This window comes from Ruminococcus sp. 210702-SL.1.03, assembly GCF_020559915.1.
GTDB lineage: Bacteria > Bacillota > Clostridia > Oscillospirales > Ruminococcaceae > YE71.
The window spans coordinates 13,704-37,129 of record NZ_JAJCLZ010000020.1 but is presented as its reverse complement, the minus strand read 5'-3'; the positions used below and the strand labels follow the sequence as shown (position 1 = coordinate 37,129).

The window sequence follows — 23,426 nt, the reverse complement described above, 5'->3', positions numbered from 1 at the left end:
CGTGATATTTGACAAAACAGCCTTCTAAACTTTGTGAATGTTTTTTCATAAAAAAAAGCAAGCCGGGAGCGAAATCTGCTCAAAGCTTGCCGTTTTATTTGACAATATTCATTTGTCGAGGGTTCAAATCCTTCCGGTCGGTGAAAATCATGAAAAAGCATCCATGGTTTTACACTAAAAATTTTCGACTGAAAAGCATGAAAAAAGCCCGTAAATACGGGCTTTTAAGGGTGAGCATCCATTTAGTCTCACCAATATGGTGCAGGTAAGAAGACTTGAACTTCCACGAGGTTGCCCCCACTAGCACCTGAGGGTAGGGTAACGTTGGTGAAAATATAATTTTGAGTTTTAAAGATATATTGATGTGACTCATTGAGCAGAGTATAGGTTGTCAGTTTGAGTTTTACTATCACTATGAGAAAGCCGTGCCACTCCTTTTCACATATATTTACCACATCGTTTTCAAAAAATCAACCATCCATCACCTAAAAAATATTTTACCTCTATGTACATGAAATCGCCCACGGCATTGCCGAGCCAACTAGTGCTTGATTGTTAGGAGAACGAAAATACCCACAGACTGTCTGATCTTGTGGAGCAGAAATGTTACCGTCTGAAAAGCAAGCTCTCAGAAACGCTTGCAGGCGTTTCCGAGAGCTTGCGGTTATTCAGTTCCATTAGGGTATCCGCTGATTATGAGATATGTCATAATGCTTATTTAGAATTGTGTGGAATAGTTTGAGAATGTGTCAATAAGCTAAAGGTTACTTGACTTGTTTTTTAATAATAACTTATAAATCAACATTGAAATAAAATAAACAAACCAATATATAATATGAGCTGTAACAATGTCGAGATATACATTATAGGTGTTTGTATTAAACAAAATGCCTATTATGCATTTAATAGTAATAAATGAGCCTAAAGCAATAAGTAATAGTGCTGCTTTGTTTTTTATGATTTGTTTGCAATCCATCGCATATTTAAATTTTAGAATCAATACAATCCAAGCTATGATAAAGATGAGTATACTAAGTAAATTACAGATTTTATAAGAAATCCCCATAGTATATAGTAGTCCTATTTTTTCTTCTACGCCACTTATCCCAATTGTGTTGCCATAGCCGTATTTGATATTTAATTCAAATAATCCAGTAAGATAATACATTGGATACATAATTGTATCGATGATTTTGTTTTTTTTGCAATCATTATTTAAACTTCTTATTTTGATGTAAATAAATCTTAATAATAGGATAAACATCATAACAGCAACACTTACATATGCAGTATTATAATATTGTTGTGGTGAGTTTGTAGCGAGAAAAGAAGTACATCCCACAGCATAAATCACACTAAGCAACGTAATAATATTAGTAATAATACCCATAAGTGTTAATCAAACCAGTCATACGGATAAGGTTCTGTGCTTTCATCAGCATGTACTGAAACGATAGGTATGGCACTAATTGTCATTACCGCACTCAGTACACCAGAAAGAATACGTTTAAACTTAGTTGTTTTTTTCATGGTATCCTCCATTCATAATCGTTTTTTTACTTGTTATTCACATAGCTTCTCAGTTCTTCCGGCTCAACAGGCTGCGCAAACCAATGAAAACAAGCACTTGAAACAGATGTAGTTGCAAATACCAAAGCAAGAGCTGCAAGTGATGTAGATGCTTTTTTTGCAAATTCAATCAGTCTTTTCATTAAAAATTCCTCCTTTCAAACAACTTCTGTAAATCCGGTTCTTCAGACTGATAGAATGTAATACCACAAGCGCTGCCATTTGAGATATACAGCACCAACCTTATAAGAGCAAGAATTACAATTACTAAAATACTTCGTTTTTCTCTTTCCTTGTCATCGTTTACTGTTATCACCCCGATTCAAAAAGCGACCGAGCAGTGCCATAATTGCTTACAGCAGTATTCCACTTGATACATAAAGACTTAATTCGTGATATTGGAATAAAAACAGGGCAATCACAGTGGTGGACAGGGCAGCAGCAAGGATAATACTTTGTTTTCTCAGTCTGATACCCTTTTCCTCCGACATCGGCTTATTCGGATGCGGAACAGGAGCAATACAGAAAATGATAGGTAATGATATTATTATAAAGCCAATACTGAATATCTGAGCAATCTGTTCGCTTACATTGCAAATGCCGTAAGAGAAAACCAGCATTACCACGACAAGCGTGAACATACAACTCAAATGGCTGTTAGCATGATACCCACCTACAAACCTCCTTAATCCCATAAATACGGCTATGAATATAACAGCCGCAGGCAGTGTATGGGAAATAAGAGAAATTAGCAGAACGATAAGAGTATTCAGCACATCGGAAATCAGCAATTCCATTCCATAAGCATAGATTGCCTCTTTAGATTCCTCGGTTATGTTCTGAAGCACAAAAAAATGTGCTATGTTCTTCGCAAGTTTTGAAACCATTTCCGAATCACTTCCTTGCAAAGATCATAGCACATAATAGCAATATTTTCAATAAGTTTCACGCAAAAATGCCGCAAAGTGTACTCAAATGTCGCTTTCTTGTACCGAAAGTTCAATAATTAGATTTGTAAACAATTATAAATCATGATATTCAGCTTAAAAATCCCGTCTTTACAATCAAATTTTACAAGTCCTCCAAGTCGGTCTACTGAGGATTTAATACTGCTTACCCCTATACCGTGAAGCCCTTTCTCTTTCTTTGTAGAGGTCAGAGAATCTGTATCTACCTCATCAGATGTATTAGTGATAACAAGAAAGAGCTTCTCTCGTTCTTCTGATATGCTGATCCATATATGCTTACTGGGAGAATTTGACCTTTGACAACCCTCAATAGCGTTATCAAGAGCGTTACCTATGATACGGCATAGCTCCAATTCATTGGCTTTAATGCTCGTTATGATATTAACTTTGCAAATAAACTCTATGCCGTAGGTCCGGGCAAGAGAACCTTTAATATTTACGATTGAATCAACTGCGTTATTTCCGGTGTAGCATAGCCTGTTAGCAAGCCGTACAAACGAACTCAGTTTTACAAGATATTCTTTGGCAGCATCTGTATCATCATTTTCCAGCATATCTTTCAAAACTGAAAACTGATTTTCAATATCGTGCTTAAACTCTCTTACTTGTTTATACGATAGAGTAAGTAGTTTGTAATTCTCCTGCTCTTGTTGCTTTAAAGTTTCAAGGTAATTAAGCTTGATTTTATCCTCATAACTTTCAAAGAAATTAAACATTAAAATGTTTATGAAAATAATACCAATAAGTGAAAATCCTAAAGAGATATAATTATACGATTTGTCTGCTGCAAAGCCCTCAAGTATCGTTTGTAAAAGGAATATACTAATAATCGGAATTGTGATTATCAAAATCCAATACTTAACAGGCAGATCACGAATCCTTTTATTTATAATTCGGTGCATTAAACCAATGAGCCATAGATAAATAAGATCAGTGCCTATCATACCAAGATATCGTCCTAACCCTGACTGTAAAAATTCATCAGGAGTTCCCATATTGGCGATACAAAGTATTCCTATTACAATAGGTTCCGATATAGAGATAATCAACAGAAAAATAACAATCCAGAAAATTTTATGTCGAACGGAATCTTCGAAACATAAGAATGCCACTAAACTTATAAGAACAGTTGTTGTAACAAGATACAAAAAAATATCATTAACAAATAAAACTACCGACGATAGAATTGAGGTAGTTAGTATATAAGCTGCACAAAAAAGACATTTGTTGATCTTTCGTTTACTTAACAACGAAAAATATAGGAAAACCAATATCATTTCTACAGCTACATTAGCTATTTCAATGATGTTTTGAACCCAAACCGGCAATATTATCATTTTCCTTCTGCATATTCAAAATAGCGTGACACTACCTCATTTTTGTATGTTTTCCCTATGGGGATTTTCCTGCCATTACTTAAGGTAACATCATACTTTGTGATATTCTGTGTGTGATCAAGATTAACGAGTATTCCTCGATTTATTATGATGAAATTATATTTTAGAAGTTCACCGCACACTGTTGAAAAATCGCCACCATATTCTAATTCGCCATTCAAGGTAAACAATGAAACCTTTCGTCTATATCCTTCAAAATAAAGAATATCCGTTAATTTGAACTTGAAAGACAGATTTTTGTTACTAAAAGTGAATGTTCTAAATCGTTGCTGACATTCAGCAACAATAGAACCGAGCTGCTTAGTATACAGATAATCAGGTTGACTTTTTAGGATATATCGAAAAGCCCCAACGTCATAACCCCGAACCGCAAACTCAGCATAGTTTGTTAGGAATGAAATAATCACAGATTTGTCTATCTGTCTGATTCGTTCAGCAGTTTCTAAACCATTAAGCTCAGGCATTTCAACATCAAGAATGATTACCTCATACATACCCTTAACATAGAAGCTCAACAAGTCCCGGCCACTTGTAAATTCATGGACTTCGCAATCAGGAATCTTCATACTTCTGATTCTATTATGCAATTGTTTCAAGAAAACAGGCTCGTCGTCGCAGATGGCAATATTCATAATAATCACCTCACGATTGGTTATGCTTTATGTATCAGCTATTATTATAGCATATCAAAGTAATTATTTCAAGGTTGCAATATAGCTTTTATTATGTATAAATATACCTGCCATACCCTCTCTCGCATCATGCGACGGCGAAAACGCACATCTTACCCCCGTGTCAAAATCAAATCTCCTGTGCAAAACAATGAAAATGGACCATGACTATTGACAAACGTATTAAAATGCGATACCATAAGAATGGAGAATAATATAAGCTCGTAAAGATTTTAAGAGTCTTTGCGAGCTTTTTGTTTTGAATATAAATTTCGCTATGTTCAGTGACAATAACAGAAACTTGAAAACAGAATAGGAGGACTGATAACTTGAAACAATTTAACTCAAAATCCTGCGAAGAAATAATGACAACTGTGTACAAGCCAATAGAGTTCGTTATAGACGGCTTGCTTGCACAAGGTCTGTACATTTTAGCAGGTGCACCAAAGGTCGGCAAATCGTGGCTGGTACTTGATATGTGTTTGTCAATAGCGAAAGGAGAAAAAATTTTAGGTCTAAAAACTTCACAAGGAACTGCTCTGTATCTGTGTTTAGAGGACAGCTACGCAAGAATACAAAACAGGCTCTATGAGCTGACCGATGAACCAACTGAAATGCTTTACTTCTCTGTTATGTCTGACCCGATAGGAGGCGGTCTTGAAGAGCAGATCGAAGGCTTTGTGAGTGAACATCGTGATCTGAAAATCGTTTTTATCGACACTCTGCAAATGGTTCGTGGTTCAACAGATTCAAGCTATGGTTCAGACTACAAAGACCTATCCGTTCTGAAAGCTCTTGCAGACAAGCTTGAGATAACTGTCATAGTGGTTCATCACACAAGAAAATGCAAAGACATCGATCCGTTCAATATGATCTCAGGAAGTACAGGAATCAGCGGCTGTGTAGACGGAAGTATGGTTCTGATCGAAACAAAACGTGGCAGCCGTAATGCAAAACTTTATTGTGTAGGACGTGATATTGAAAACCAAGAAATAAATCTTGTGTTTGAAAACAGTCGCTGGAAAGTTGTTGACGAAGTGACGGCTAAAGAAGCGGACTTTTTCTCTTTCGCTGTGCATGATTTCATGTTGGAACGCAATTATTTTAAAGGCTCTGCAACGGAGCTTGCAATCATGCTAAGCAAAATACTTTGTAAAGAAATTTTCGCAAACCATATCAAAAAAGAACTTATGAAGCACGCTTATGAATTGCAAAGTTACGGTGTGACTTTTAAATCCAGACGCAGCAACGGTAAGCGAGTAATTATTCTGAAATATGATAAAAGCAGTGACACCGGTGACGGTAAAAATCTAATGCCCGAAGCTGTTAAATATACTGACCCTGCTGTCACTGAAATGAGTTCGGAAGGTTCCGAAAAGCCTTTAAATACGTTGTTTGAGGGCGATTATGGAAATCAAAAAGATAAAAATTCTGCTGACCCTGTGTGCAAAGCTACTGTCCCTGTTTGTAATTCTACTGACCCTGTCCAAGGTGAAAAGATATGTGAAGTAAGGTGGACAACGCTTGATGAAATTCTGAATGAATCCGCAAGAAAAATCAGAAGCACACTTGCAAGTCAAGGCATTGAAGTTCCGCCATTTTAGAGTTAGCGAATGTAGGGCGATTTGTGCCCTCCTCACTTGCAGTAGGGTAAACATACCACCCTAGACGGTACAAGCCCACACAAGCCGATTGTGAGCGTTGAACGAGGGGGATAAACGAGCAATTCTTAAATAAGTTTGAAAGTGCATAGGAAACCAGATATGTTGGTTATGCACAAATCCCCGATTTGCCGCATAACGAAAAAAGTGAAATATTTCATTGCAGGTTAAAGTCATGGCGTCTGAAGCCGCCATGACGCTCACAGCGGACAGCAAAGCTGACCGCAAATATGCCGTAAATACGCAGTTCTTGCACAGGTCTTGTGCATATTTTCGGCAGTCGAGTAATGGAGTCAAAATACGGCTTTTCCCGAAAATTAGGAGTCGAAATGTCAGAAAAGTGCGTAAAATCGGCATAATTTCGGGCGTTGCTGATGATGTCAGACAAAATATCAGGAAAGGAATGATTAAAAATGATCAGTTTAAAAATCAGAGAAAAAGAAACTGAAAAGACAGTAAGGAGGGCGATAACCCAATGCCAAGACAAAGAGAAATCCCCAGAATCAATTCCGTCACGATCATATACAACGGCGATAAAAAGTCCTTTGACACGTTTATGGAAGCTATGATCAACGACTATTTAAATTCGGATAGTATGTCCAAACGCTCGAATGATGATTTTATTGATAAGGTAGAATTTATTGATAAAACGGCGTGATCGCTGGACTTTAAGGGAGGCTTGTGGTAGTGTCTGTTGTAACGCAGACACACCACAGCGTGCCTGCCGAATTTAAAGGAGGTCGATAAAATGAGAGCTTGGCTATACTACAGATTATCTCGTGACGAAGATGAGAAAATGAACAGCTTGCAAAATCAGCGGCAGATTTTAGTTGATTACGCTGGGCAGAATGGTTACGAAATAGTTGGTGAAAGTTTTGATGACAACGTTTCGGGAATGACGTTCAACAGAAAAGGCTTAGGCAAACTTGAAATTGCTGTTGATGAAGGTAAGATCGATGTTGTTCTGGTCAAGGATCTATCTAGATTAGGACGACACAGAACGCAGACTGAACTCTTCATTGATCACTTGCGACAGAATAATGTTAAGGTAATTTCTGTGACTGAGGGAATAGATTCATTCAATGAAAACGACGATTTGCTGATTGGGTTCAAGCAGATCTTCAACGATTTTTATGCTAAGGACATCAGCAAGAAAGTTAAAGCAGGAGTTCGCCAAAAGCAGAAAAACAAAGGTCTGATAGAGTCCTTACCCCTCGGTTACAAGCGTGATCGAAACACAAATACTGTTCTGGTAGACGATGAAACAGCTTGGATAGTACAGGAAGTATTCAAGCTATACGTTGACGGTTACGGCTTGACAACTATCGCAAGGACGATGAACGAGCGTGGAATAAAGTCTCCTGAATATTATCAAAGACGTAAGCTTGCAGATTGGAAACCGGACATTTCAAAAAAATATCTGTGGGTTCAGACTTCAGTAAGGCGGATACTTACGAACGAGCTGTACATCGGAACGATGGTCAATCACAAAACTGTGACAAGTAAAATCTACAAGACAAAGACTTTTATTCCGCCTGAAGAGCAGTACCGTCACGAGAATTTTTGTGAACCGATCATTGATGAAACAACTTGGAAACAAGCTCAGTTCTTGCTGAAAGAGCGTTCGCAGATCAATCCACGTTCGCAAAATGGTCGGAAATTGCACCGCTACTCTGGCTTGATAAAATGCTCCGACTGCGGAGCCGGGTTCATAGCCCGCCGACGAAAATGGCGAGGGAAAGAATACGTTGAATACACTTGCAGCAGCAATCATCGCTATGGTAAACAATACTGCACTCCGCATACAGTCCGTGAAAATCAACTTGATGAACTGGTCGAAGATGAAATACTTAGACTGCGTGATATTATTCTTGCTGAAGGTGAAAGATACAATAAGATCATAAAAGACTGGTCAAAGAAAAAGCCGCTATATGAACGTCAGATACAGCAGCTCAATGATAGGATTTTATCACTCCGACAGCAAATTGAGGACTTAATAATCGAACGAATAAACAATCGTGAACACACGCAAGTTTTCAACAATATGATCACCAAACGTGAGGATGAAATAGCTAAACTTGATAAAAAGATATCAGATTTAAGATAGTATGACAAAATCTGCAAGCAGAGGAAAGGACGCCTTAATAATACAACTCAGATTATTGATGAGATCTTGTCCGAAGGTTCAATATCCGATGTTAATTTGCGAATGCTTGTCAAACGAATTCTTATTCATCAAAATGAAAATAAAAGCCTCGACATCAAATTTGAGATGAACGGAGAGTTCAATGACACGGTCAGCGTATTTATAGATCCGCTGGACGAATTAGAAAGTTCATATAAGCAAGGAAGATCCGCAGGCAGTTCTGCGGATCTTCCTTGCTTATATGAACATATTAAACAGCAGACGAGCTATACCTAGCAATGAACTTTAGGATAAGATCTGTTAAAAATCAATTTTCATTCATCAGGTCTTGCTATCGGATTTATTATATAAAAAGAAAAAAGCCCGATATAATCGAGCTTTTTATGGTGCAGGTAAGAAGACTTGAACTTCCACGAGGTTGCCCCCACTAGCACCTGAAGCTAGCGCGTCTGCCGATTCCGCCATACCTGCTTGAAAAATCAACATATATATTATATCACATCAACATGCACTTGTCAAGCATTTTTGCACAAATTATAAAAACGTTTGGTAAATATATATTGAACATTTATTTAACGCAGTTGCCGACAAAAAAGGCAGAGCCTTAAAAAAACTCTGCCTGTTGTTAGCAAATAGAATCTCTCGAATTTTCTTTCAAAACACCGAATTTTCAAAGAAAACCCGAGCGATCCATAACCGGACAAACTATTGCCTGCCCTAGTTCACTAAATTTATATCGACTCTTTCTCGTTCGTTATCATAGCCATGAATCCACGGTTTTTCGATAACGCTTTCAGCAGTATGCCGCCGAGAATAGTCACGCAGACCAGCTCGCCCGCCGCGACCTGCACCATTGAAAGTACAAGCGGCAGCTTCAGCACTATCCAAAGCTCCAGCCCTACGAACACGCCGTTTATAATGACGGGGAAAAGCGAAGCCGTGAAATAGTTGAGCTTGTTCCGCAAAAGATAAATACATAACCCCGCGATAAGCGTCGCCGAAGTGCCTACTATCGTGTCAACCGCGCCTACCGTGCTGAATATGTTTGCGATAAAACAGCCGATGGTCAGTGATACAACATAGTCCTTGCTGAATAAACACAGCAGCATTAGCGCTTCCGCTATGCGAAACTGTATGCCTCCATATGATAACGCCGAAAGTGATACCGTTAGCACGACATATATCGCCGCGACTACTCCCGCTTTCGTGATCCTGCGAGTGCTGATAGATTCCATATTTATCTCTCCTTGTTTTTATTTCTGAGTGGTTAAGCTAGGATACACTCATATTTGATTGTCTGTTAATTAAGCCTTGCCGACAGAACCGAAGAGTTCCATCTTTTCCTTTACCTTGTCCTTGATAGCTTCGTATCCGGGAGCAAGCAGCTTTCTGGGGTCGAATCCCTTGCCCTTGAGGTCCTTGCCTTCTTCGATGTACTGTCTTGTAGCAGCCTGGAAAGAGAGCTGGCACTCAGTATTTACATTGATCTTAGCAACGCCGAGCGAGATCGCCTTCTTTATCATGTCATCAGGAATGCCTGTACCGCCGTGCAGTACGAGAGGCATATCGCCAACCTTTTCCTTTACAGCAGCCAGAGTCTCGAAAGAAAGTCCCGGCCAGTTTTCAGGATATACACCGTGGATGTTGCCGATGCCGGCAGCCAGCATTGCTACGCCGAGGTCTGCGATCATCTTGCACTCGTCGGGGTCTGCGCACTCGCCCATGCCTACTACGCCGTCTTCTTCGCCGCCGATGGAGCCTACCTCAGCTTCAAGGGAAAGTCCCAGTACGTCGCAGGTGTTTACAAGCACCTTGGTCTTTTCGATGTTCTCTTCGATAGAGTAGTGAGAACCGTCGAACATTACAGACGAGAAGCCTGCGTTGATGCAAGCCTTAGCGCCCTCGAAAGAGCCGTGATCCAGATGAAGTGCAACAGGAACTGTGATACCCAGCTCGCCGAGCATACCGTTTACCATTCCTACGATGGTCTTGTAGCCACACATATACTTGCCTGCGCCCTCGGAAACACCAAGGATAACAGGGGACTTGAGCTCTTCTGCGGTGAGCAGGATAGCCTTTGTCCACTCAAGATTGTTTATGTTGAAGTGTCCTACTGCATAGTGACCCGCTACTGCTTTGGTCATCATTTCCTTTGCTGATACTAACATCTGAAAACACCCTCCGTAATTATCTTATTAAGTATGCCCGCGGCGTTTTCCTGCCGCATTTTCCGCAAGCCGTTAGTCACTGCTGACCCCGCTTACTTGTGCGTGCTCCGCGAACAAATACATTATACACTTTTTTCGCCCTTTTTTCAAGAGCTTTTTCCTACTTTTACATTTGCAGAAACGTTTTTTAACATTTTATACACATTTCTCACGGCTCATAAGTCTTTAGCACCGAAAGCGCTACCTCAAGCTTTGTGCACCGCATATCCATAGCCTGCTTTTCCAGATACCTGTGTGCCTGCGTTTCCGTGAAGTTTAGGTACTGCATCAACGCGAATTTTGCGCGGTTTATCGTGCGCATCTCCTCCAGCCTTTTATGCAGCTTTATGTTCTCGTTTTGCAGACCCAGCAGCCTTTTGCGCGAGGCGTTTATGAATTTCAGCGACTGGTAAAAGATCTGCTTGCTCAGCGGCTTTGCTATCACTATAACTCCCAGATCTTCCATTCGCTCGCTCACCTGCTCGCAGTTCTCGGCGCGCACTATCATAACGCAGCTGGCGTTGGTAGTAGCTGTTATGTGCTCGGCAAGCTCGTTGCCGAATTCGTCTTTCAGCGGGCAGTTTATTATCACGGCGTCGTAGGTCTTTTCGGCGGCGGCGCGCCTAGCCTCGCTGCCGTTGCTTATCACCGACTGCAAGCAGTTTGGAAAAGCTTCTCTTATCAGTCCGGCAATGGCGGCGGTAGCGTTATCGCTTCCCGATACTATCAATACTCTGTCCATTCAGGCACCCCCTTGTACTCAAATGCAGATCAGTCATATTAAAATCACAGAGTATAGAAAAACCTTGCCGTTTCAAAAATTTCCCTGTCCTGCGCAGCTTCGTACTCGTCGCTCATAGCGTTCTTGCATTTTGCGACGTATTCCACCAGTTCTGCGGGCAAAGTCTTTTTGATAAATTTGCTTTCGCCGGCTGTCTTTACCGCTTCGCGCAGGTCTTTCGGTATTATGCCGAATTCTCCTGCGCCGTCAGCCGCCGCGGCTTCGTGCAGTACGGGTCCGCCCGCGGATATAGCGTTCTCTATACCGTCCATGCAGGCGTTTATGACTAGTCCTATAGCGAAATAGGGGTTGCAGGTATTATCGGGCGTCATGAGCATAAGGTAGCCGTTCTTTTCGCCGCCCCTCAGCCTTACGGGCACGTTTAGGTTGTACTTCGTCCAAGCTACGTGGCGCAGCGGCTCTATCGCTTCCATGCGCGCATACGAATTTGTTACGCCGTTCATAAAAAGCGTCATGGCGGGCAGGTTGTGCAGCAGACCGCCCAACATTCTGTCTGCGATGGTAGTAAGGCAGCCCTCGCGCTGAGCGAAGACGTTCTCGCCGTTTTTGGTACAGCTGAGCATTATCTGCAAACTGCTTCCGCACTTATCGGGCAGCGGCTTAGGCATGAATGAAGCGTAAAGGCCGTTTCTGTTCGCTACCGATTTTACCGTGTTCTTGAACGTAACAAGATTATCGGCGGCGGAGAGCGGCGCTGAGGAGATAAAGTCGATCTCGTTTTGTCCCGGGCCGGCTTCGTGGCGCGAGCTTTCGGGGTATATCTCCATCTGCTCGAGCGTCATACAGATGTCGCGGCGCAGGTTCTCGCCCCTGTCGGCGGGCGCAGCTTCGCAGCAGCCTGCATTATCGTGCGGTATCCTCGTCGGCAGACCCTTATCGTCCAGCTCAAAAACATAAAATTCGCAGGAAGTGCCTACCTTGAAGTCGAAGCCCGACTTTTTCGCGCGCTCTACGGCTTTCAGCAGGTAGCCTCTGCCGTCGCCCGCAAATTCCGAACCATCGGCGCGGGCTATGCTGCAAAACAGCCTCATAACTCTGCCCTGCTGCGGCCGCCAAGGCAGCAGCGAAAGGGTGTCGAGCACGGGGCGCAGCACCAGATCTGTTTCGTAAACGCCCATAAAGCCGTCCATCTGCGTAGCGTCGAAAGCGTAGCCCTGCTTGAATATCTTCGGCAGCTCGCTCGAAAGCACCGATATGGCTTTCAGATTGCCGAACACGTCGCAGAACATGAGCTTTACGAACTTAACGTCGTTTTCATCCACGAATTGAAGCACTTCGCGTTCTGTATATCTCATAATGCAATGATCCTCCTGTCAAAAAGTGGAGCAAGCTGTTTTATCAAACTTGCTCCACTTTTTATTATACTATCATCAGTTCTGCGTGTAAAGCTGTTTATATGGATTTTTTGTGTCCGGAGTTAAAACAAAGAATTTACTGTTCATTATGTCGTCATAATCTTTGTCAAACTTCTCGCAGAAGTTCTTTACATATCCGCTTATCTCGGCCAGGTCTTCTTTGCCCGCTTCCTTAGCCTTTACCTGCGCGGGAAGGTCGCCGGGCAGGTTTTCGGTTCGCAGATATATCTTTCCGCCGTGCATACCGGTGCCGCAAAATCTGCCTACCACCTGCGTATCCTCAAAGCCCATGCCAAGCACTACAATGTAGCCGCCCGCCTGATATTCGCCGAGGAAGCTGCCCGCTTTTCCGCCGATGACCAGCGCGGGGATATGCTCCATATAGCTCTTCATATGTATTCCCGTGCGGTAGCCCGAGTTTCCGCGAACGTATATCGTGCCGCCGCGCATAGCGTATCCCGTAGCGTCGCCCGCCGAGCCGTATATCGTAATGCTGCCCTTATTCATAGTGTCGCCGCAGGCGTCCTGCGCGTTGCCGTTTACTACTATATCGCAGCCGTCGAGGTAAGCGCCCAGCGCGTTGCCCGGCGTACCGTTTATCACCACGCTGCCCTGTTTTCTGCCTGCTGCTATATATCTTTGTCCTATGCAGTTTTCCAGCGTTATAACGTCGTCCTCGCAAGCCTTTATCTGCTCATTGAGGGTCTGGAAATGCATCAGATCTACCTGTATTTTCATGATAACTCAATGCCTCCTCATACGCTTTTCATCAATGACTCTCCGCAAGCTTCTCGCGGCGGTCTTCCGCCGAAAATGCCATAAGCTGCGGCTTCTGCTTGATTAGCTCGAAATCAATACTGTCGAGCGGGGTCTGATTTTTGATGAGCGCGGTGTATATGCCCGCTCTCTTTATGTCGCCTATCATGATGTAGCCCATAAGGCGGTTATCCTTATAGAAGAGCTTCTTGTAATTCTCGCCCTCTTTTTCGGTATAAACGTTGCCCTCGTAAGAGCCTGCTGTTATCATATGGTAGCCGAACATACCCATAGCGTTCATGGGGATAGCGTTTTCGTAAAGCTGCTCGCCGCCTGCCATGTTCACGCCCGCGGTGTTGCCCTGCATATATGCGTTTGGCAGCAGTGCCAGTACGCGTTCAGCGCCGATGGTTATATCGTATGATTCAGTGCAGTCGCCGCCCGCGTAGATGTCTTTCAGGCTGGTCTGGCACTTATTATCAGTCTTGATAGCTCTGCCGCACTCAGCGCCCGCGTCTTTCAGCAGCGCAATGTTTGGACGAACGCCCACGGCTACTACCAGCACGTCGAACTCTACCTCCGCGCCGCTCTTCAGCTTCGCCTTGTTAGGCTCAAGCTCCGCCGCGCTGTCGTTGAGGTAAAATTTCACGCCGTGCTTTTCGATGGACTTCTGCACAAGCTCCGCTCCCTCGGCATCGAGTACTGAGGGGAGTATGCGGTCTGCCATATCTACTACGGCTATCTCTTTCACCTTATCGGCAATGCCCTCCACGCATTTCAGACCGATAAGTCCCGCGCCGATAACGAGCACCCTGCTCTCTGCCGAGATAGCTTTGTCAAGCGCATGCGCGTCGTCGAGAGTCATGAATGTGAACTTTTTCTCTACCTTATCCAGCCCCTTCATAGGCGGCACGAAAGGCGAAGAGCCTGTAGCCACCATGAGCTTGTCGTAAGAGATGACCTCGCCCGACTCAAGCTTTACGGTATGGCCCTTAGGGTCTACGCTTACCGCCGTCTTGCCCAGCATGGTATCTACCATGTTGTCGGAGTAAAAAGAATCGGGGCGGTACTTCATGCGCTGCTCGTCAGTCTTGCCGTAAAGCAGGTAAGAGATGAGCGGGCGCGAATATGTGTGGTGCTTCTCGCTCGCGATAAGCACTATCTCAGAATTTTTATCTACGCTTCGTACTCCCTCAACGCAGCCGACAGCCGCGGCGGAGTTTCCGATGATAACTATTTTGCTCATTATATCTGCGCCCCCCTTATCTTTCTTCAAATACGATAGCCTGATTCGGGCAGCCCTTTACGCAGGCAGGCTCGCCGCAGGCGTTCTTTGTGCAAAGCTCGCATTTCTGCACCGCGTGGCCCTCGCTGTCGGGCATGATGCAGCCGTATGGACATGAGAGTATGCAGGTGTAGCAGCCTACGCACTTATCGTGGTTGAACGAGATGACGCCGTTTTCTATCGTAAGAGCGCCTGTTATGCAGCTTTTTACGCAGAGCGGGTCTTTACAGTGGCGGCAGGATACGGCGAAGTTTATGCCCTCGCCCTCCTCTACCTGTATACGGGGGTTTATCTTTACGTTTTTCAGGGCGTTCACCATGCTGTCCTTACCCGAATTGGCATATGCGCAGTAGTATTCGCAGAGGTGACAGCCCAGACACCATTTTTCATTTACATAAATACGTTTCATAGCAAAACCATCCTCACTTTCCGCATTATTCACCTGCGTGCTTTATTCCGAGTATCGAAAGCCCTCTGTCAGAAAGTCCGATACCGCGGAGCATGAGGCGGTTTCCTCTGAGCGATTCGATGGAGTTTATACCCATACCGCCCATGATCTCCTTTATCTCGTGATCCCAAGCGTGAACCAGATTTACAAGGCGCTTGTAGCCGATGTCGGGGTTTAGGCGCTTTACAAGCTCGGGGCGCTGGGTAGCTATGCCCCAGTTGCACTTGCCCGTCTGGCAGGTGCGGCAGAGGTGGCAGCCCATAGCGAGACAGGCGGCGGTAGCTATGTAGCAGGCGTCTGCGCCGAGCGCGATAGCCTTTACAAGGTCTGCGGAAGAGCGTATAGAACCGCCGACTACTATGCCGACGTTATCGCGTATGCCCTCTTCTCTCAGCCGTGCGTCTACGCTTGCGAGCGCGAGCTCTATCGGTATGCCGACGTTATCGCGGATACGGGTAGGCGCAGCGCCCGTACCTCCGCGGTAGCCGTCTATCGCGATGATGTCCGCGCCGCTTCTCGCGATACCCGAAGCTATCGCCGCTACGTTATGTACGGCGGCTATCTTTACGATAACGGGCTTCTTGTAGTCAGAGGCTTCTTTCAGCGAGTATACGAGCTGGCGCAGATCCTCTATCGAGTAAATATCGTGGTGAGGCGCGGGGGATATTGCGTCAGAGCCTATAGGTATCATTCTCGTCTTAGATATATCAGCCGAGACCTTAATGCCGGGCAGATGTCCGCCGATGCCGGGCTTTGCGCCCTGACCGATCTTGATCTCGATAGCAGCGCCCGCATTGAGGTAATCCTTAGATACGCCGAAACGTCCCGAGGCTACCTGAACTATCGTGTTCGGGCCGTACTTATAGAAATCCTGATGCAGACCGCCCTCGCCCGTGTTGTAGTAAATGCCAAGCTCTTCCGCGGCGCGCGCGAGCGACTCGTGAGCGTTGTAGCTGATAGAGCCGTAAGACATAGCCGAGAACATAACGGGCGTAGCAAGCTCAAGCTGCGGCGCCATGTTGTTTACCAGCTTGCCGTTTTTATCGCGCTCGATCTTGCCGGGCTTTTTGCCGAGGTAGGTCTTTGTTTCCATCGGCTCGCGCAGCGGGTCGATAGAGGGGTTAGTTACCTGCGAAGCGTTCAGCAGGATCTTATCCCAGTACACGGGGAAAGGCTCGGGGTTGCCCATAGAGGAGAGCAGCACTCCGCCCGAGTTTGCCTGACGGTATATCTCGGTAATGGTCTTGCCCGTCCAGTTTGCGTTCGCCTTGAATGTGTGGTTGCTCTTTACTATCTTTATAGCCTTAGTGGGGCAGAGCGATACGCAGCGGTGGCAGCAAACGCACTTAGCGTTATCGGCTACCATTTTTCCCTGCTCGGGGTCGTAATGATGTGCTTCGTTCGAGCACTGACGCTCACAGACTCTGCAAGCTATACATTTATTGGTATCTCTAACTATTTCATATTCAGGATACAGATAATCTATTGCCATTTCTTATAACCATCCCTTCTCAGATCTTCAAGCGTTTACTTTATGAAGATCTTATCTTTATAGCTGTCGAGCGTTACGATTACGGGCTGACCGCCGTTCGGCGACCAGATCTTATCGAGATTAGGCTCGATAATGCGAATAGCGCATTCTTCGGAAGCCATGTAAACTCTGTCGTCTTTCTCGCCTATGACCATCGAGCGCAGCTTTAATCTGTCGTTGAGCGCCATAAGTCCGCCCTCGAAGCCGAGGATTATCGAGAAAGGCCCGGTGATAAGCAGGTTCGAGTACGCCGCGCGCAGGTACTCTGCCTGCTCCCTCTCCTCAGCGCTCATGCCCTCTATCGTAGACCAGAAAGGCGCTGCGATGACTTTCGCGGCTTCCTCTAAGCTCAGCCCCTGCTTTCTCAGCAGGAAGTCGATTATGTAAGTAATGACCTCAGTATCCGTCTGAAGATTACATTTATATCCGTACATCTCTATATTTCTTCTGTTGGCGTCGTAGCTGGAGATCTCGCCGTTGTGAACTATCGAATAATCCAGCATACCGAAGGGGTGCGCGCCGCCCCACCAGCCGGGGGTATTTGTAGGGTATCTGCCGTGAGCGGTCCATGCGTAGCCTTCGTACTCGTCGAGCCTGAAATATTCGCCGACCTCTTCGGGGTAGCCCAGCGCCTTGAATATGCCCATGTTTTTACCGCAGGAGAAAACGTAAGCGCCCTCGATATTTGAATTGATATGGATAACGCACTGCGAAACAAATTCCTTTTCATCGAGCTTAGAATCTTTGAGCTTAGTTTTCAGCGGCTCTACGAAATATCTCCAGATAAGCGGCTCTGCCACTATCTTATCGCTCTTTCTTACAGGTATTTTGGAAAGGTTTATGATGTCGAAATGTTTATCGAGAAATCTCTCGCACTCTTCACGCGCCTTATTGCCGTCGTAAAAAACGTGGAACGCGTAAAGGTCGGGGTACTGCGGATAAATGCCGTAGCCCGCAAAGCCTCCGCCCAGACCGTTTGAGCGGTCGTGCATTGTGGCGATGGACTTTATCATCTCACTTCCGTTGATATTCTTACCGCTTTTGGAGATCACTCCCGAGATCGCACATCCCGAAGGGATCCTTATCTCTCCCTCTCGCAGCATACAAATTCCTCCTTTAGTTAATCTTTCATACCGCCCCGCTTACTGTGCGGAGCGCCCCATACAAGCGCCTTTATCCGGCGCGCCCACTTTATCTGAAATCCACAAATAAAGCAATAAAAAAACGACGTCCTTTTCAAAAGGGCGCACTAGCCCTCTCGAAAGAACGTCGTTGTTCTGTGATAATTATTTTAGCACAAAAGCCCGCTTTTGTCAAGCGGGGCGGGCGCAGGGCGCTTTGCAGGGAAATTTGTACACCCTGCACAAACATTTGTCGCCCACACGCAGATTTTTGAATTTCAGCGTGTATGATCTTGCAAAAATAATCGGCAAACTGCAAAATAATGCAATTTACCGACTTTTTCGCTATATCAACTTGCAAAAGGTTCACATAATTTTAACAAGTGACCTCAAGCTTCCTTTTCGAGCACGAAATACGAATCTGCGCCCGTGCTTTTAAATTCCTTTATAGACCAGCCGCGGCTGAGCATTTCATTAAGCTGCTCGACGCGCTGGAAACGGTCGAGATGCGGAGCCTGAACGCCTGCGCTCACTTTTTGGGAATTGTTAGAGATAAAAAATATTTTCTGCATTTGCGCGTCACCCTTTCATAAAAAATAAAGCTTTTGCTTCATAAATCCTATGATAATATTATAGCACGTTTTTTTGTACAGTTCAATACCTGCGGCAATATTTTTTTGTTTTAACTTTTTCACGCCAGAGCCTTGCATTTGCGGGAGAAATGTGGTATCATATCAGCAGAATTGAAAAAGGGGGATGAGGATATGAGATCTAAGCTTATCATCGCTGAAGGGCTGCCCCTGAAAACCCTCACCCTAAGCGACCCGCAGGCTGACTGGGCGAGTTCCTACCGCGCCATCGACGATTTTTTGAAAGGCATTTAAAGCGGTATTTTTGCAGTAATTTGCCGAATGTTATCAATTTGTTCACATATATGTGTTATACTAAAAGCGATAGTGTATAATATCTGTATACAATTGTGCACTATCGCCTTTTGACCGTATTGTATCCGAATAGAAAATGTCGGAACGATAACCATTTAGAGAAGGAGAATACTTATGAAAAACACCGCAGCTACGCTGATGTCGCAGAAGCAATCGGGCGAAAAGATAACGATGCTTACCGCATATGACTACACCACAGCGTGCATTGCCGACGAGTGCGGGGTAAACTCGATACTCGTGGGCGACTCTCTCGGCATGGTGATGCTGGGCTACGACACCACCCTGCCCGTAACTATGGAAGACATGATCCACCACACAAAAGCCGTTTCGCGCGGCGCTAAAAACGCCTTTATAGTAGGCGATATGCCCTTTATGTCGTATCAGACGAGCGTTTACGACGCAGTAGTCAACGCAGGCAGGCTGATAAAAGAGGGCGGCGCGCACGCGGTAAAGCTAGAGGGCGGCGCGGCTGTATGCCCGCAGATAAAGGCTATCGTAGATTCCTCGATACCCGTGGTGGCGCATTTGGGGCTTACCCCGCAGTCGGTAAACGCCTTCGGCGGATTTAAAGTGCAGGGCAAGACCTACGATAAAGCGAAGCAGATAATAGACGACGCGCTGAAAATACAGGAAGCGGGCGCTTGCGCGGTAGTGCTGGAGTGCGTACCCGCTGACCTTGCGGCGATAATCACCGAAAAGCTGACTATACCCACCATCGGCATAGGCGCTGGCGCGCAGTGCGACGGACAGGTACTGGTATATCAAGATATGCTGGGCATGACCGCCGGCCACACGCCGAAATTCGCGAAGCTTTTTGCCGATGTAGGCGCGCTGATGCGCGAGGGCTTTAAGGCGTATATCAGCGAAACGCAGTCGGGCGAATTTCCCGCCGCGGAGCACACATTCAAGATAGACAGCGAGATCATCGAAAAACTGAGAGAAGAGGACTGACATAAAATGAAAATTGTAAAGACGATAGACGAAGTACGCAGCATTGTAAAGGGCTGGAGAGCCGAGGGTCTTACTGTGGGCTTAGTTCCCACCATGGGCTATCTGCACGAGGGCCACGCCAGCCTTATCGACGCTTCGCACCGCGATAACGACCGCACAGTGGTTTCCGACTTTGTAAACCCCATGCAGTTCGGACCTACCGAAGATCTGGCAAGCTACCCGAGAGATCTCAAGCGCGACGCGGCTCTTGCCGAAGCGCACGGCGCGGACATTATCTTTAACCCCGAGCCTAGCGAGATGTACCACGAAGGCTTTTCATCTTTTGTAGATATGACAGTGCTGACGCAGGAACTTTGCGGACTCAGCCGCCCTGTACATTTCCGCGGAGTGTGCACGGTGGTTTCAAAGCTTTTCAATATAGTAAAGCCCGACCGCGCATATTTCGGCAAAAAGGACGCGCAGCAGCTTGCAGTTATCCGCCACATGGCAGACGACCTGAACATGGATCTCGAGATAATAGGCTGCCCGATAATACGCGAGGAGGACGGACTTGCAAAAAGCTCGCGCAACACCTACCTCAGCGATGAGGAAAGAAAAGCCGCGCTGATACTCTCAAAGTCGATATTTGCGGGCATGGACATGGTAAAGCATGGCTGCACCACCGCCGCCGAGATCACGGGAGCTATGAAAAAGCTGATAGATAGCGAGCCGCTCGCGAAGATAGACTATGTAAAGCTTGTAGACGTGGCGACTATGCAGCAGATAGAAAAGCTCGACCGCCCCGCGCTCTGCGCGATAGCCGTATACATCGGCAAGACAAGGCTTATCGACAATTTCTTTACGGAAGATGTAAAGTAAAATAAACCAAAGGGAGAAAGTATGAATATTTCGGTACTGAAAAGCAAGATACACCGCGCCGTGATAACGCAGGCTGAGCTTGATTACATCGGCAGCGTTACCATCGACGAAGACCTTATGGACGCGGCGGGGCTGCTGGAATATGAGCATGTACACATAGTGAACATAAACAGCGGCAGCCGCATAGAAACATACGTCATAGCGGGCGAGCGCGGCAGCGGAGTTATATGCCTGAACGGCGCGGCGGCAAGGTGCGGTCAGCGCGGCGACTGCGTTATAATAATGGCATACGCCGATATGACGCCCGAAGAGGCGCGCGAAAATCCGCCGCAGGTGGTATTCGTAGACGATAAAAACAAGGCCGTGCGCGTTGCAAGATACGAAAAGCACGGCAGATTAGAGGATCTGAAATGATACTAGCGGTAGATATTGGAAACTCAAACATAGTTATCGGCTGCTTTGACAAAAACGAGATAATGTTCGTAGAGCGGCTTTCGACGAACCAGCTCTCCACCGCGCTGGAGTACACGGTGATGATAAAAAATATACTGGAGCTGAACGGGCTCGAGCCCGCCGAGATAGACGGCGGCATAATCTCCTCAGTAGTGCCCCCGCTGACATCTACGCTGAAACACGCTATGGAGCGGCTGGGCTGCGGCGAGATACTCACCATCAGTCCCGGCATAAAGACGGGGCTGAAGATACTGCTGGACAACCCCGCCCAGCTCGGCAGCGACCGCGTTGCCGACGCAGTAGCCGCCGTAAGCTGCTACCCAGTACCGCTGATACTTATAGACATGGGCACGGCTACCACCATATCCGTGATAGACGGAGAGAAAAATTTCCTCGGCGGGATGATAATACCGGGGCTGCGCGTATCGCTCGATTCGCTGGCGAACCGCACCTCGCAGCTTCCGAAGATAGACCTCACCCCCGCGAAAAAGGTCATCGGCACAAATACAGTAGACTGCATGAAGAGCGGCATAATAAACGCAAACGCCTCTGCGCTTGACGGCGTTATCGAGCGGATAGAGGAAGAGCTCGGCAGCCGCTGCACCGTAGTGGCTACCGGCGGACTTGCGGGCGTGGTGATACCCTACTGCAAACGCGAGATAATAAACGACGAGCTGCTGCTGCTGAAAGGTCTGCGGCTGATATACGGCAAAAATCGTCCCGAATAAAAGCAGCACACGGCAGACGTGCGCCAGGCAAAAAGGCGCGCTTCTGCCGCTTTTTTATGCCTGCACACATCCTGTACGCCATGCACGCACAACAGTACGCACATCAAGTACATAAAAAATTAACAATATATTGTGCAGTTTGCATATTGACTAAATTTAAAAAGTATTTTATAATATAGAAGTTGTTTGAAACGAATTTGTGTAACTATATATATGTAAGGAGAAGATCATTGTGGTGAAAGTTGTAAAATTCGGCGGCAGCTCGCTCGCAAGCGCTGAGCAGTTCCGCAAGGTGGCAGATATAATACATTCTGACGATTCAAGAAGATATGTAGTTCCCTCCGCCCCCGGCAAGCGCTTTAAGGAGGACACCAAGGTCACCGATATGCTCTACGGCTGCTACGAGCTGGCTGTAAAGGGCAAGGACTTTGAGAAAGAATTTGACGCTATAAAAGAAAGATACAACAGCATTATCGAAGAGCTGAACGTAGACCTCTCGCTCGAGAAAGAGTTCGAGACCGTAAAGGCTTGCTTTATCGGCAGAGCGGGCAGAGATTACGCGGCTTCGCGCGGAGAGTTCCTCAACGGCAAGGTGCTGGCGGCATACCTCGGCTACACCTTCGTAGACCCCGCTGAGATGATATTCTTCAAAGAGGACGGCACTTTCGATTCGCCCCGCACGCTGAAAGCAGTAGGCGAAAGGCTCGCGACCATCGAGCGCGCGGTAGTTCCAGGCTTCTACGGCTCTATGCCTAACGACACTATAAAGACTTTCTCGCGCGGCGGTTCTGACGTTACCGGCTCTATCGTAGCGGCTGGCACTAACGCTGACCTTTACGAAAACTGGACTGACGTTTCGGGCTTCCTCATCTGCGACCCCAGAATAGTAGAAGACCCCGAGCCTATCCGCACCATCACTTACAAAGAGCTTCGCGAGTTGGCTTACATGGGCGCTACCGTACTGCACGAGGACGCTATTTTCCCCGTTCGCAAAGCGGGCATACCGATAAACATCAAGAACACAAACAAGCCCGGCGACCCGGGAACTTTCATAGTAGAGAGCACCTGCCAGAAGCCGCTTTACACCATCACAGGCATCGCGGGCAAAAAGGGCTTCTCGGTAGTAAATATCGAAAAAGATATGATGAACAGCGAGCTGGGCTTCGGCAGAAAGGTGCTTGAGCAGTTCGAGAAAAACGGAATATCTTTCGAGCATATGCCTTCGGGTATCGACACCATGAGCATCGTAGTGCACCAGAGCGAGTTTGCGCAAAAGGAGCAGGAGATACTTTCGGGCATACACAGAAACGTTCACCCCGACCTCATCGACATCGAGTCTGACCTCGCGCTCATCGCAGTAGTCGGCAGAGGAATGAAGAGCGAGCGTGGTACTGCGGGCAGAATTTTTGCGGCACTGGCGCACGCGCACGTCAACGTAAAGATGATCGACCAGGGCTCTTCCGAGCTGAACATAATCATCGGCGTACACGACCGCGACTTTGAAAAGGCTGTAAAGGCTATCTACGACATTTTCGTAGTTCAGCGCCTTTGATAACTGACGATATAAAAATAACT

Annotated in this window: 24 protein-coding genes and 1 tRNA gene; 8 read left to right on the top strand and 17 right to left on the bottom strand. The window is 45.9% G+C overall.

What is annotated here, in order from left to right:
- Positions 1-757: 757 nt before the first annotated feature.
- The 6 genes from LI114_RS10195 to LI114_RS10175 all read right to left on the bottom strand — a co-directional run bounded on the left by LI114_RS10195 (position 758) and on the right by LI114_RS10175 (position 4,566).
- A complete protein-coding gene (locus tag LI114_RS10195; protein ID WP_227220575.1) occupies positions 758-1,390 on the bottom strand; it encodes a hypothetical protein in 633 nt (210 codons plus the stop codon).
- Between the two features lie 5 nt (positions 1,391-1,395).
- Positions 1,396-1,530, bottom strand: a complete 135-nt coding sequence (locus LI114_RS14165) for a hypothetical protein (protein WP_264468276.1) — start codon at positions 1,528-1,530, stop codon at positions 1,396-1,398.
- A gap of 26 nt (positions 1,531-1,556) precedes the next feature.
- Positions 1,557-1,712 carry a cyclic lactone autoinducer peptide gene (locus LI114_RS10190; protein WP_227220574.1) on the bottom strand — a complete coding sequence of 52 codons (156 nt, stop codon included), beginning with the start codon at positions 1,710-1,712 and terminating at the stop codon, positions 1,557-1,559.
- A 210-nt stretch (positions 1,713-1,922) separates the two neighbouring features.
- Positions 1,923-2,456, bottom strand: coding sequence for an accessory gene regulator ArgB-like protein (locus LI114_RS10185; RefSeq protein WP_227220573.1), 534 nt, complete (start codon positions 2,454-2,456; stop codon positions 1,923-1,925).
- 119 nt (positions 2,457-2,575) lie between these two features.
- Positions 2,576-3,865: a sensor histidine kinase gene (locus LI114_RS10180; protein ID WP_227220572.1), complete on the bottom strand. Its 1,290-nt coding sequence runs from the start codon at positions 3,863-3,865 to the stop codon at positions 2,576-2,578.
- A 5-nt stretch (positions 3,866-3,870) separates the two neighbouring features.
- Complete coding sequence (locus LI114_RS10175) at positions 3,871-4,566, bottom strand: LytR/AlgR family response regulator transcription factor (RefSeq protein WP_227220571.1); 696 nt, start codon at positions 4,564-4,566, stop codon at positions 3,871-3,873.
- A 368-nt stretch (positions 4,567-4,934) separates the two neighbouring features.
- Between LI114_RS10175 and LI114_RS10170 the strand changes: the two genes are divergently transcribed.
- From LI114_RS10170 to LI114_RS10160, 3 genes are all read left to right on the top strand, one after another.
- Entirely contained in the window at positions 4,935-6,209 is a 1,275-nt protein-coding gene (locus LI114_RS10170; protein WP_227220570.1) for an AAA family ATPase, read from the top strand.
- 532 nt (positions 6,210-6,741) lie between these two features.
- Positions 6,742-6,924, top strand: coding sequence for a hypothetical protein (locus LI114_RS10165; RefSeq protein WP_022127842.1), 183 nt, complete (start codon positions 6,742-6,744; stop codon positions 6,922-6,924).
- Positions 6,925-7,014: 90 nt separating this feature from the next.
- Entirely contained in the window at positions 7,015-8,373 is a 1,359-nt protein-coding gene (locus LI114_RS10160; protein ID WP_227220569.1) for a recombinase family protein, read from the top strand.
- Between the two features lie 423 nt (positions 8,374-8,796).
- Here the strand turns inward: LI114_RS10160 and LI114_RS10155 are convergent.
- The 11 genes from LI114_RS10155 to LI114_RS10105 all read right to left on the bottom strand — a co-directional run bounded on the left by LI114_RS10155 (position 8,797) and on the right by LI114_RS10105 (position 18,489).
- Positions 8,797-8,883 (bottom strand) — tRNA-Leu (locus tag LI114_RS10155).
- Positions 8,884-9,143: 260 nt separating this feature from the next.
- Complete coding sequence (locus LI114_RS10150; RefSeq protein ID WP_227220568.1) at positions 9,144-9,647, bottom strand: QueT transporter family protein; 504 nt, start codon at positions 9,645-9,647, stop codon at positions 9,144-9,146.
- A 69-nt stretch (positions 9,648-9,716) separates the two neighbouring features.
- On the bottom strand, positions 9,717-10,580 hold the full coding sequence (gene fba, locus LI114_RS10145; protein WP_022128696.1) for a class II fructose-1,6-bisphosphate aldolase: 864 nt from the start codon (positions 10,578-10,580) through the stop codon (positions 9,717-9,719).
- A 208-nt stretch (positions 10,581-10,788) separates the two neighbouring features.
- A complete protein-coding gene (locus LI114_RS10140) occupies positions 10,789-11,361 on the bottom strand; it encodes an ANTAR domain-containing response regulator (protein WP_227220567.1) in 573 nt (190 codons plus the stop codon).
- Positions 11,362-11,405: 44 nt separating this feature from the next.
- Entirely contained in the window at positions 11,406-12,716 is a 1,311-nt protein-coding gene (locus LI114_RS10135) for a glutamine synthetase family protein (protein ID WP_227220566.1), read from the bottom strand.
- Positions 12,717-12,791: 75 nt separating this feature from the next.
- The gene (locus LI114_RS10130; protein WP_022128693.1) at positions 12,792-13,514 is read right to left on the bottom strand and encodes a hypothetical protein; all 723 of its coding nucleotides are present in this window, start codon (positions 13,512-13,514) and stop codon (positions 12,792-12,794) included.
- Between the two features lie 31 nt (positions 13,515-13,545).
- Positions 13,546-14,778, bottom strand: a complete 1,233-nt coding sequence (locus tag LI114_RS10125) for an NAD(P)/FAD-dependent oxidoreductase (RefSeq protein ID WP_227220565.1) — start codon at positions 14,776-14,778, stop codon at positions 13,546-13,548.
- Between the two features lie 16 nt (positions 14,779-14,794).
- Entirely contained in the window at positions 14,795-15,226 is a 432-nt protein-coding gene (locus LI114_RS10120; protein WP_022128691.1) for a 4Fe-4S dicluster domain-containing protein, read from the bottom strand.
- Between the two features lie 25 nt (positions 15,227-15,251).
- A complete protein-coding gene (locus LI114_RS10115; RefSeq protein WP_227220564.1) occupies positions 15,252-16,757 on the bottom strand; it encodes a glutamate synthase-related protein in 1,506 nt (501 codons plus the stop codon).
- Positions 16,758-16,792: 35 nt separating this feature from the next.
- Positions 16,793-17,899: a class II glutamine amidotransferase gene (locus tag LI114_RS10110; protein ID WP_022128689.1), complete on the bottom strand. Its 1,107-nt coding sequence runs from the start codon at positions 17,897-17,899 to the stop codon at positions 16,793-16,795.
- A 407-nt stretch (positions 17,900-18,306) separates the two neighbouring features.
- Positions 18,307-18,489, bottom strand: a complete 183-nt coding sequence (locus LI114_RS10105) for a hypothetical protein (protein WP_022128688.1) — start codon at positions 18,487-18,489, stop codon at positions 18,307-18,309.
- A gap of 486 nt (positions 18,490-18,975) precedes the next feature.
- Here LI114_RS10105 and panB point away from each other — a divergent pair, with 486 nt between their 5' ends.
- The 5 genes from panB to LI114_RS10080 all read left to right on the top strand — a co-directional run bounded on the left by panB (position 18,976) and on the right by LI114_RS10080 (position 23,403).
- Entirely contained in the window at positions 18,976-19,812 is an 837-nt protein-coding gene (gene panB / locus LI114_RS10100; RefSeq protein ID WP_022128687.1) for a 3-methyl-2-oxobutanoate hydroxymethyltransferase, read from the top strand.
- A 6-nt stretch (positions 19,813-19,818) separates the two neighbouring features.
- Positions 19,819-20,670 (top strand): pantoate--beta-alanine ligase, encoded by an 852-nt coding sequence (panC, locus tag LI114_RS10095; RefSeq protein ID WP_227220563.1) that lies wholly within the window; start codon positions 19,819-19,821, stop codon positions 20,668-20,670.
- 21 nt (positions 20,671-20,691) lie between these two features.
- The gene (gene panD, locus LI114_RS10090) at positions 20,692-21,084 is read left to right on the top strand and encodes an aspartate 1-decarboxylase (protein ID WP_022128685.1); all 393 of its coding nucleotides are present in this window, start codon (positions 20,692-20,694) and stop codon (positions 21,082-21,084) included.
- Positions 21,081-21,851, top strand: a complete 771-nt coding sequence (locus LI114_RS10085) for a type III pantothenate kinase (RefSeq protein WP_227220562.1) — start codon at positions 21,081-21,083, stop codon at positions 21,849-21,851. The genes panD and LI114_RS10085 overlap by 4 nt, the downstream gene beginning before the upstream one ends.
- A 232-nt stretch (positions 21,852-22,083) precedes the next feature.
- Positions 22,084-23,403: an aspartate kinase gene (locus LI114_RS10080; protein ID WP_227220561.1), complete on the top strand. Its 1,320-nt coding sequence runs from the start codon at positions 22,084-22,086 to the stop codon at positions 23,401-23,403.
- The last annotated feature ends 23 nt before the right edge of the window (positions 23,404-23,426 follow it).

Excerpts from the sequence above, each read along its gene's own strand:
- LI114_RS10085 (WP_227220562.1), top strand. The coding sequence starts at position 21,081 with ATGATACTAGCGGTAGATATTGGAAACTCAAACATAGTTATCGGCTGC.
- LI114_RS10130 (WP_022128693.1), bottom strand. The coding sequence starts at position 13,514 with ATGAAAATACAGGTAGATCTGATGCATTTCCAGACCCTCAATGAGCAG.
- LI114_RS10125 (WP_227220565.1), bottom strand. The coding sequence starts at position 14,778 with ATGAGCAAAATAGTTATCATCGGAAACTCCGCCGCGGCTGTCGGCTGC.
- panD (WP_022128685.1), top strand. The coding sequence starts at position 20,692 with ATGAATATTTCGGTACTGAAAAGCAAGATACACCGCGCCGTGATAACG.
- LI114_RS10120 (WP_022128691.1), bottom strand. The coding sequence starts at position 15,226 with ATGAAACGTATTTATGTAAATGAAAAATGGTGTCTGGGCTGTCACCTC.
- LI114_RS10105 (WP_022128688.1), bottom strand. The coding sequence starts at position 18,489 with ATGCAGAAAATATTTTTTATCTCTAACAATTCCCAAAAAGTGAGCGCA.
- LI114_RS10175 (WP_227220571.1), bottom strand. The coding sequence starts at position 4,566 with ATGAATATTGCCATCTGCGACGACGAGCCTGTTTTCTTGAAACAATTG.
- LI114_RS10160 (WP_227220569.1), top strand. The coding sequence starts at position 7,015 with ATGAGAGCTTGGCTATACTACAGATTATCTCGTGACGAAGATGAGAAA.
- LI114_RS10140 (WP_227220567.1), bottom strand. The coding sequence starts at position 11,361 with ATGGACAGAGTATTGATAGTATCGGGAAGCGATAACGCTACCGCCGCC.
- LI114_RS10195 (WP_227220575.1), bottom strand. The coding sequence starts at position 1,390 with ATGGGTATTATTACTAATATTATTACGTTGCTTAGTGTGATTTATGCT.
- LI114_RS10165 (WP_022127842.1), top strand. The coding sequence starts at position 6,742 with ATGCCAAGACAAAGAGAAATCCCCAGAATCAATTCCGTCACGATCATA.
- panB (WP_022128687.1), top strand. The coding sequence starts at position 18,976 with ATGAAAAACACCGCAGCTACGCTGATGTCGCAGAAGCAATCGGGCGAA.
- LI114_RS14165 (WP_264468276.1), bottom strand. The coding sequence starts at position 1,530 with ATGAAAAAAACAACTAAGTTTAAACGTATTCTTTCTGGTGTACTGAGT.
- panC (WP_227220563.1), top strand. The coding sequence starts at position 19,819 with ATGAAAATTGTAAAGACGATAGACGAAGTACGCAGCATTGTAAAGGGC.
- fba (WP_022128696.1), bottom strand. The coding sequence starts at position 10,580 with ATGTTAGTATCAGCAAAGGAAATGATGACCAAAGCAGTAGCGGGTCAC.
- LI114_RS10110 (WP_022128689.1), bottom strand. The coding sequence starts at position 17,899 with ATGCTGCGAGAGGGAGAGATAAGGATCCCTTCGGGATGTGCGATCTCG.
- LI114_RS10185 (WP_227220573.1), bottom strand. The coding sequence starts at position 2,456 with ATGGTTTCAAAACTTGCGAAGAACATAGCACATTTTTTTGTGCTTCAG.
- LI114_RS10150 (WP_227220568.1), bottom strand. The coding sequence starts at position 9,647 with ATGGAATCTATCAGCACTCGCAGGATCACGAAAGCGGGAGTAGTCGCG.
- LI114_RS10135 (WP_227220566.1), bottom strand. The coding sequence starts at position 12,716 with ATGAGATATACAGAACGCGAAGTGCTTCAATTCGTGGATGAAAACGAC.
- LI114_RS10115 (WP_227220564.1), bottom strand. The coding sequence starts at position 16,757 with ATGGCAATAGATTATCTGTATCCTGAATATGAAATAGTTAGAGATACC.
- LI114_RS10190 (WP_227220574.1), bottom strand. The coding sequence starts at position 1,712 with ATGAAAAGACTGATTGAATTTGCAAAAAAAGCATCTACATCACTTGCA.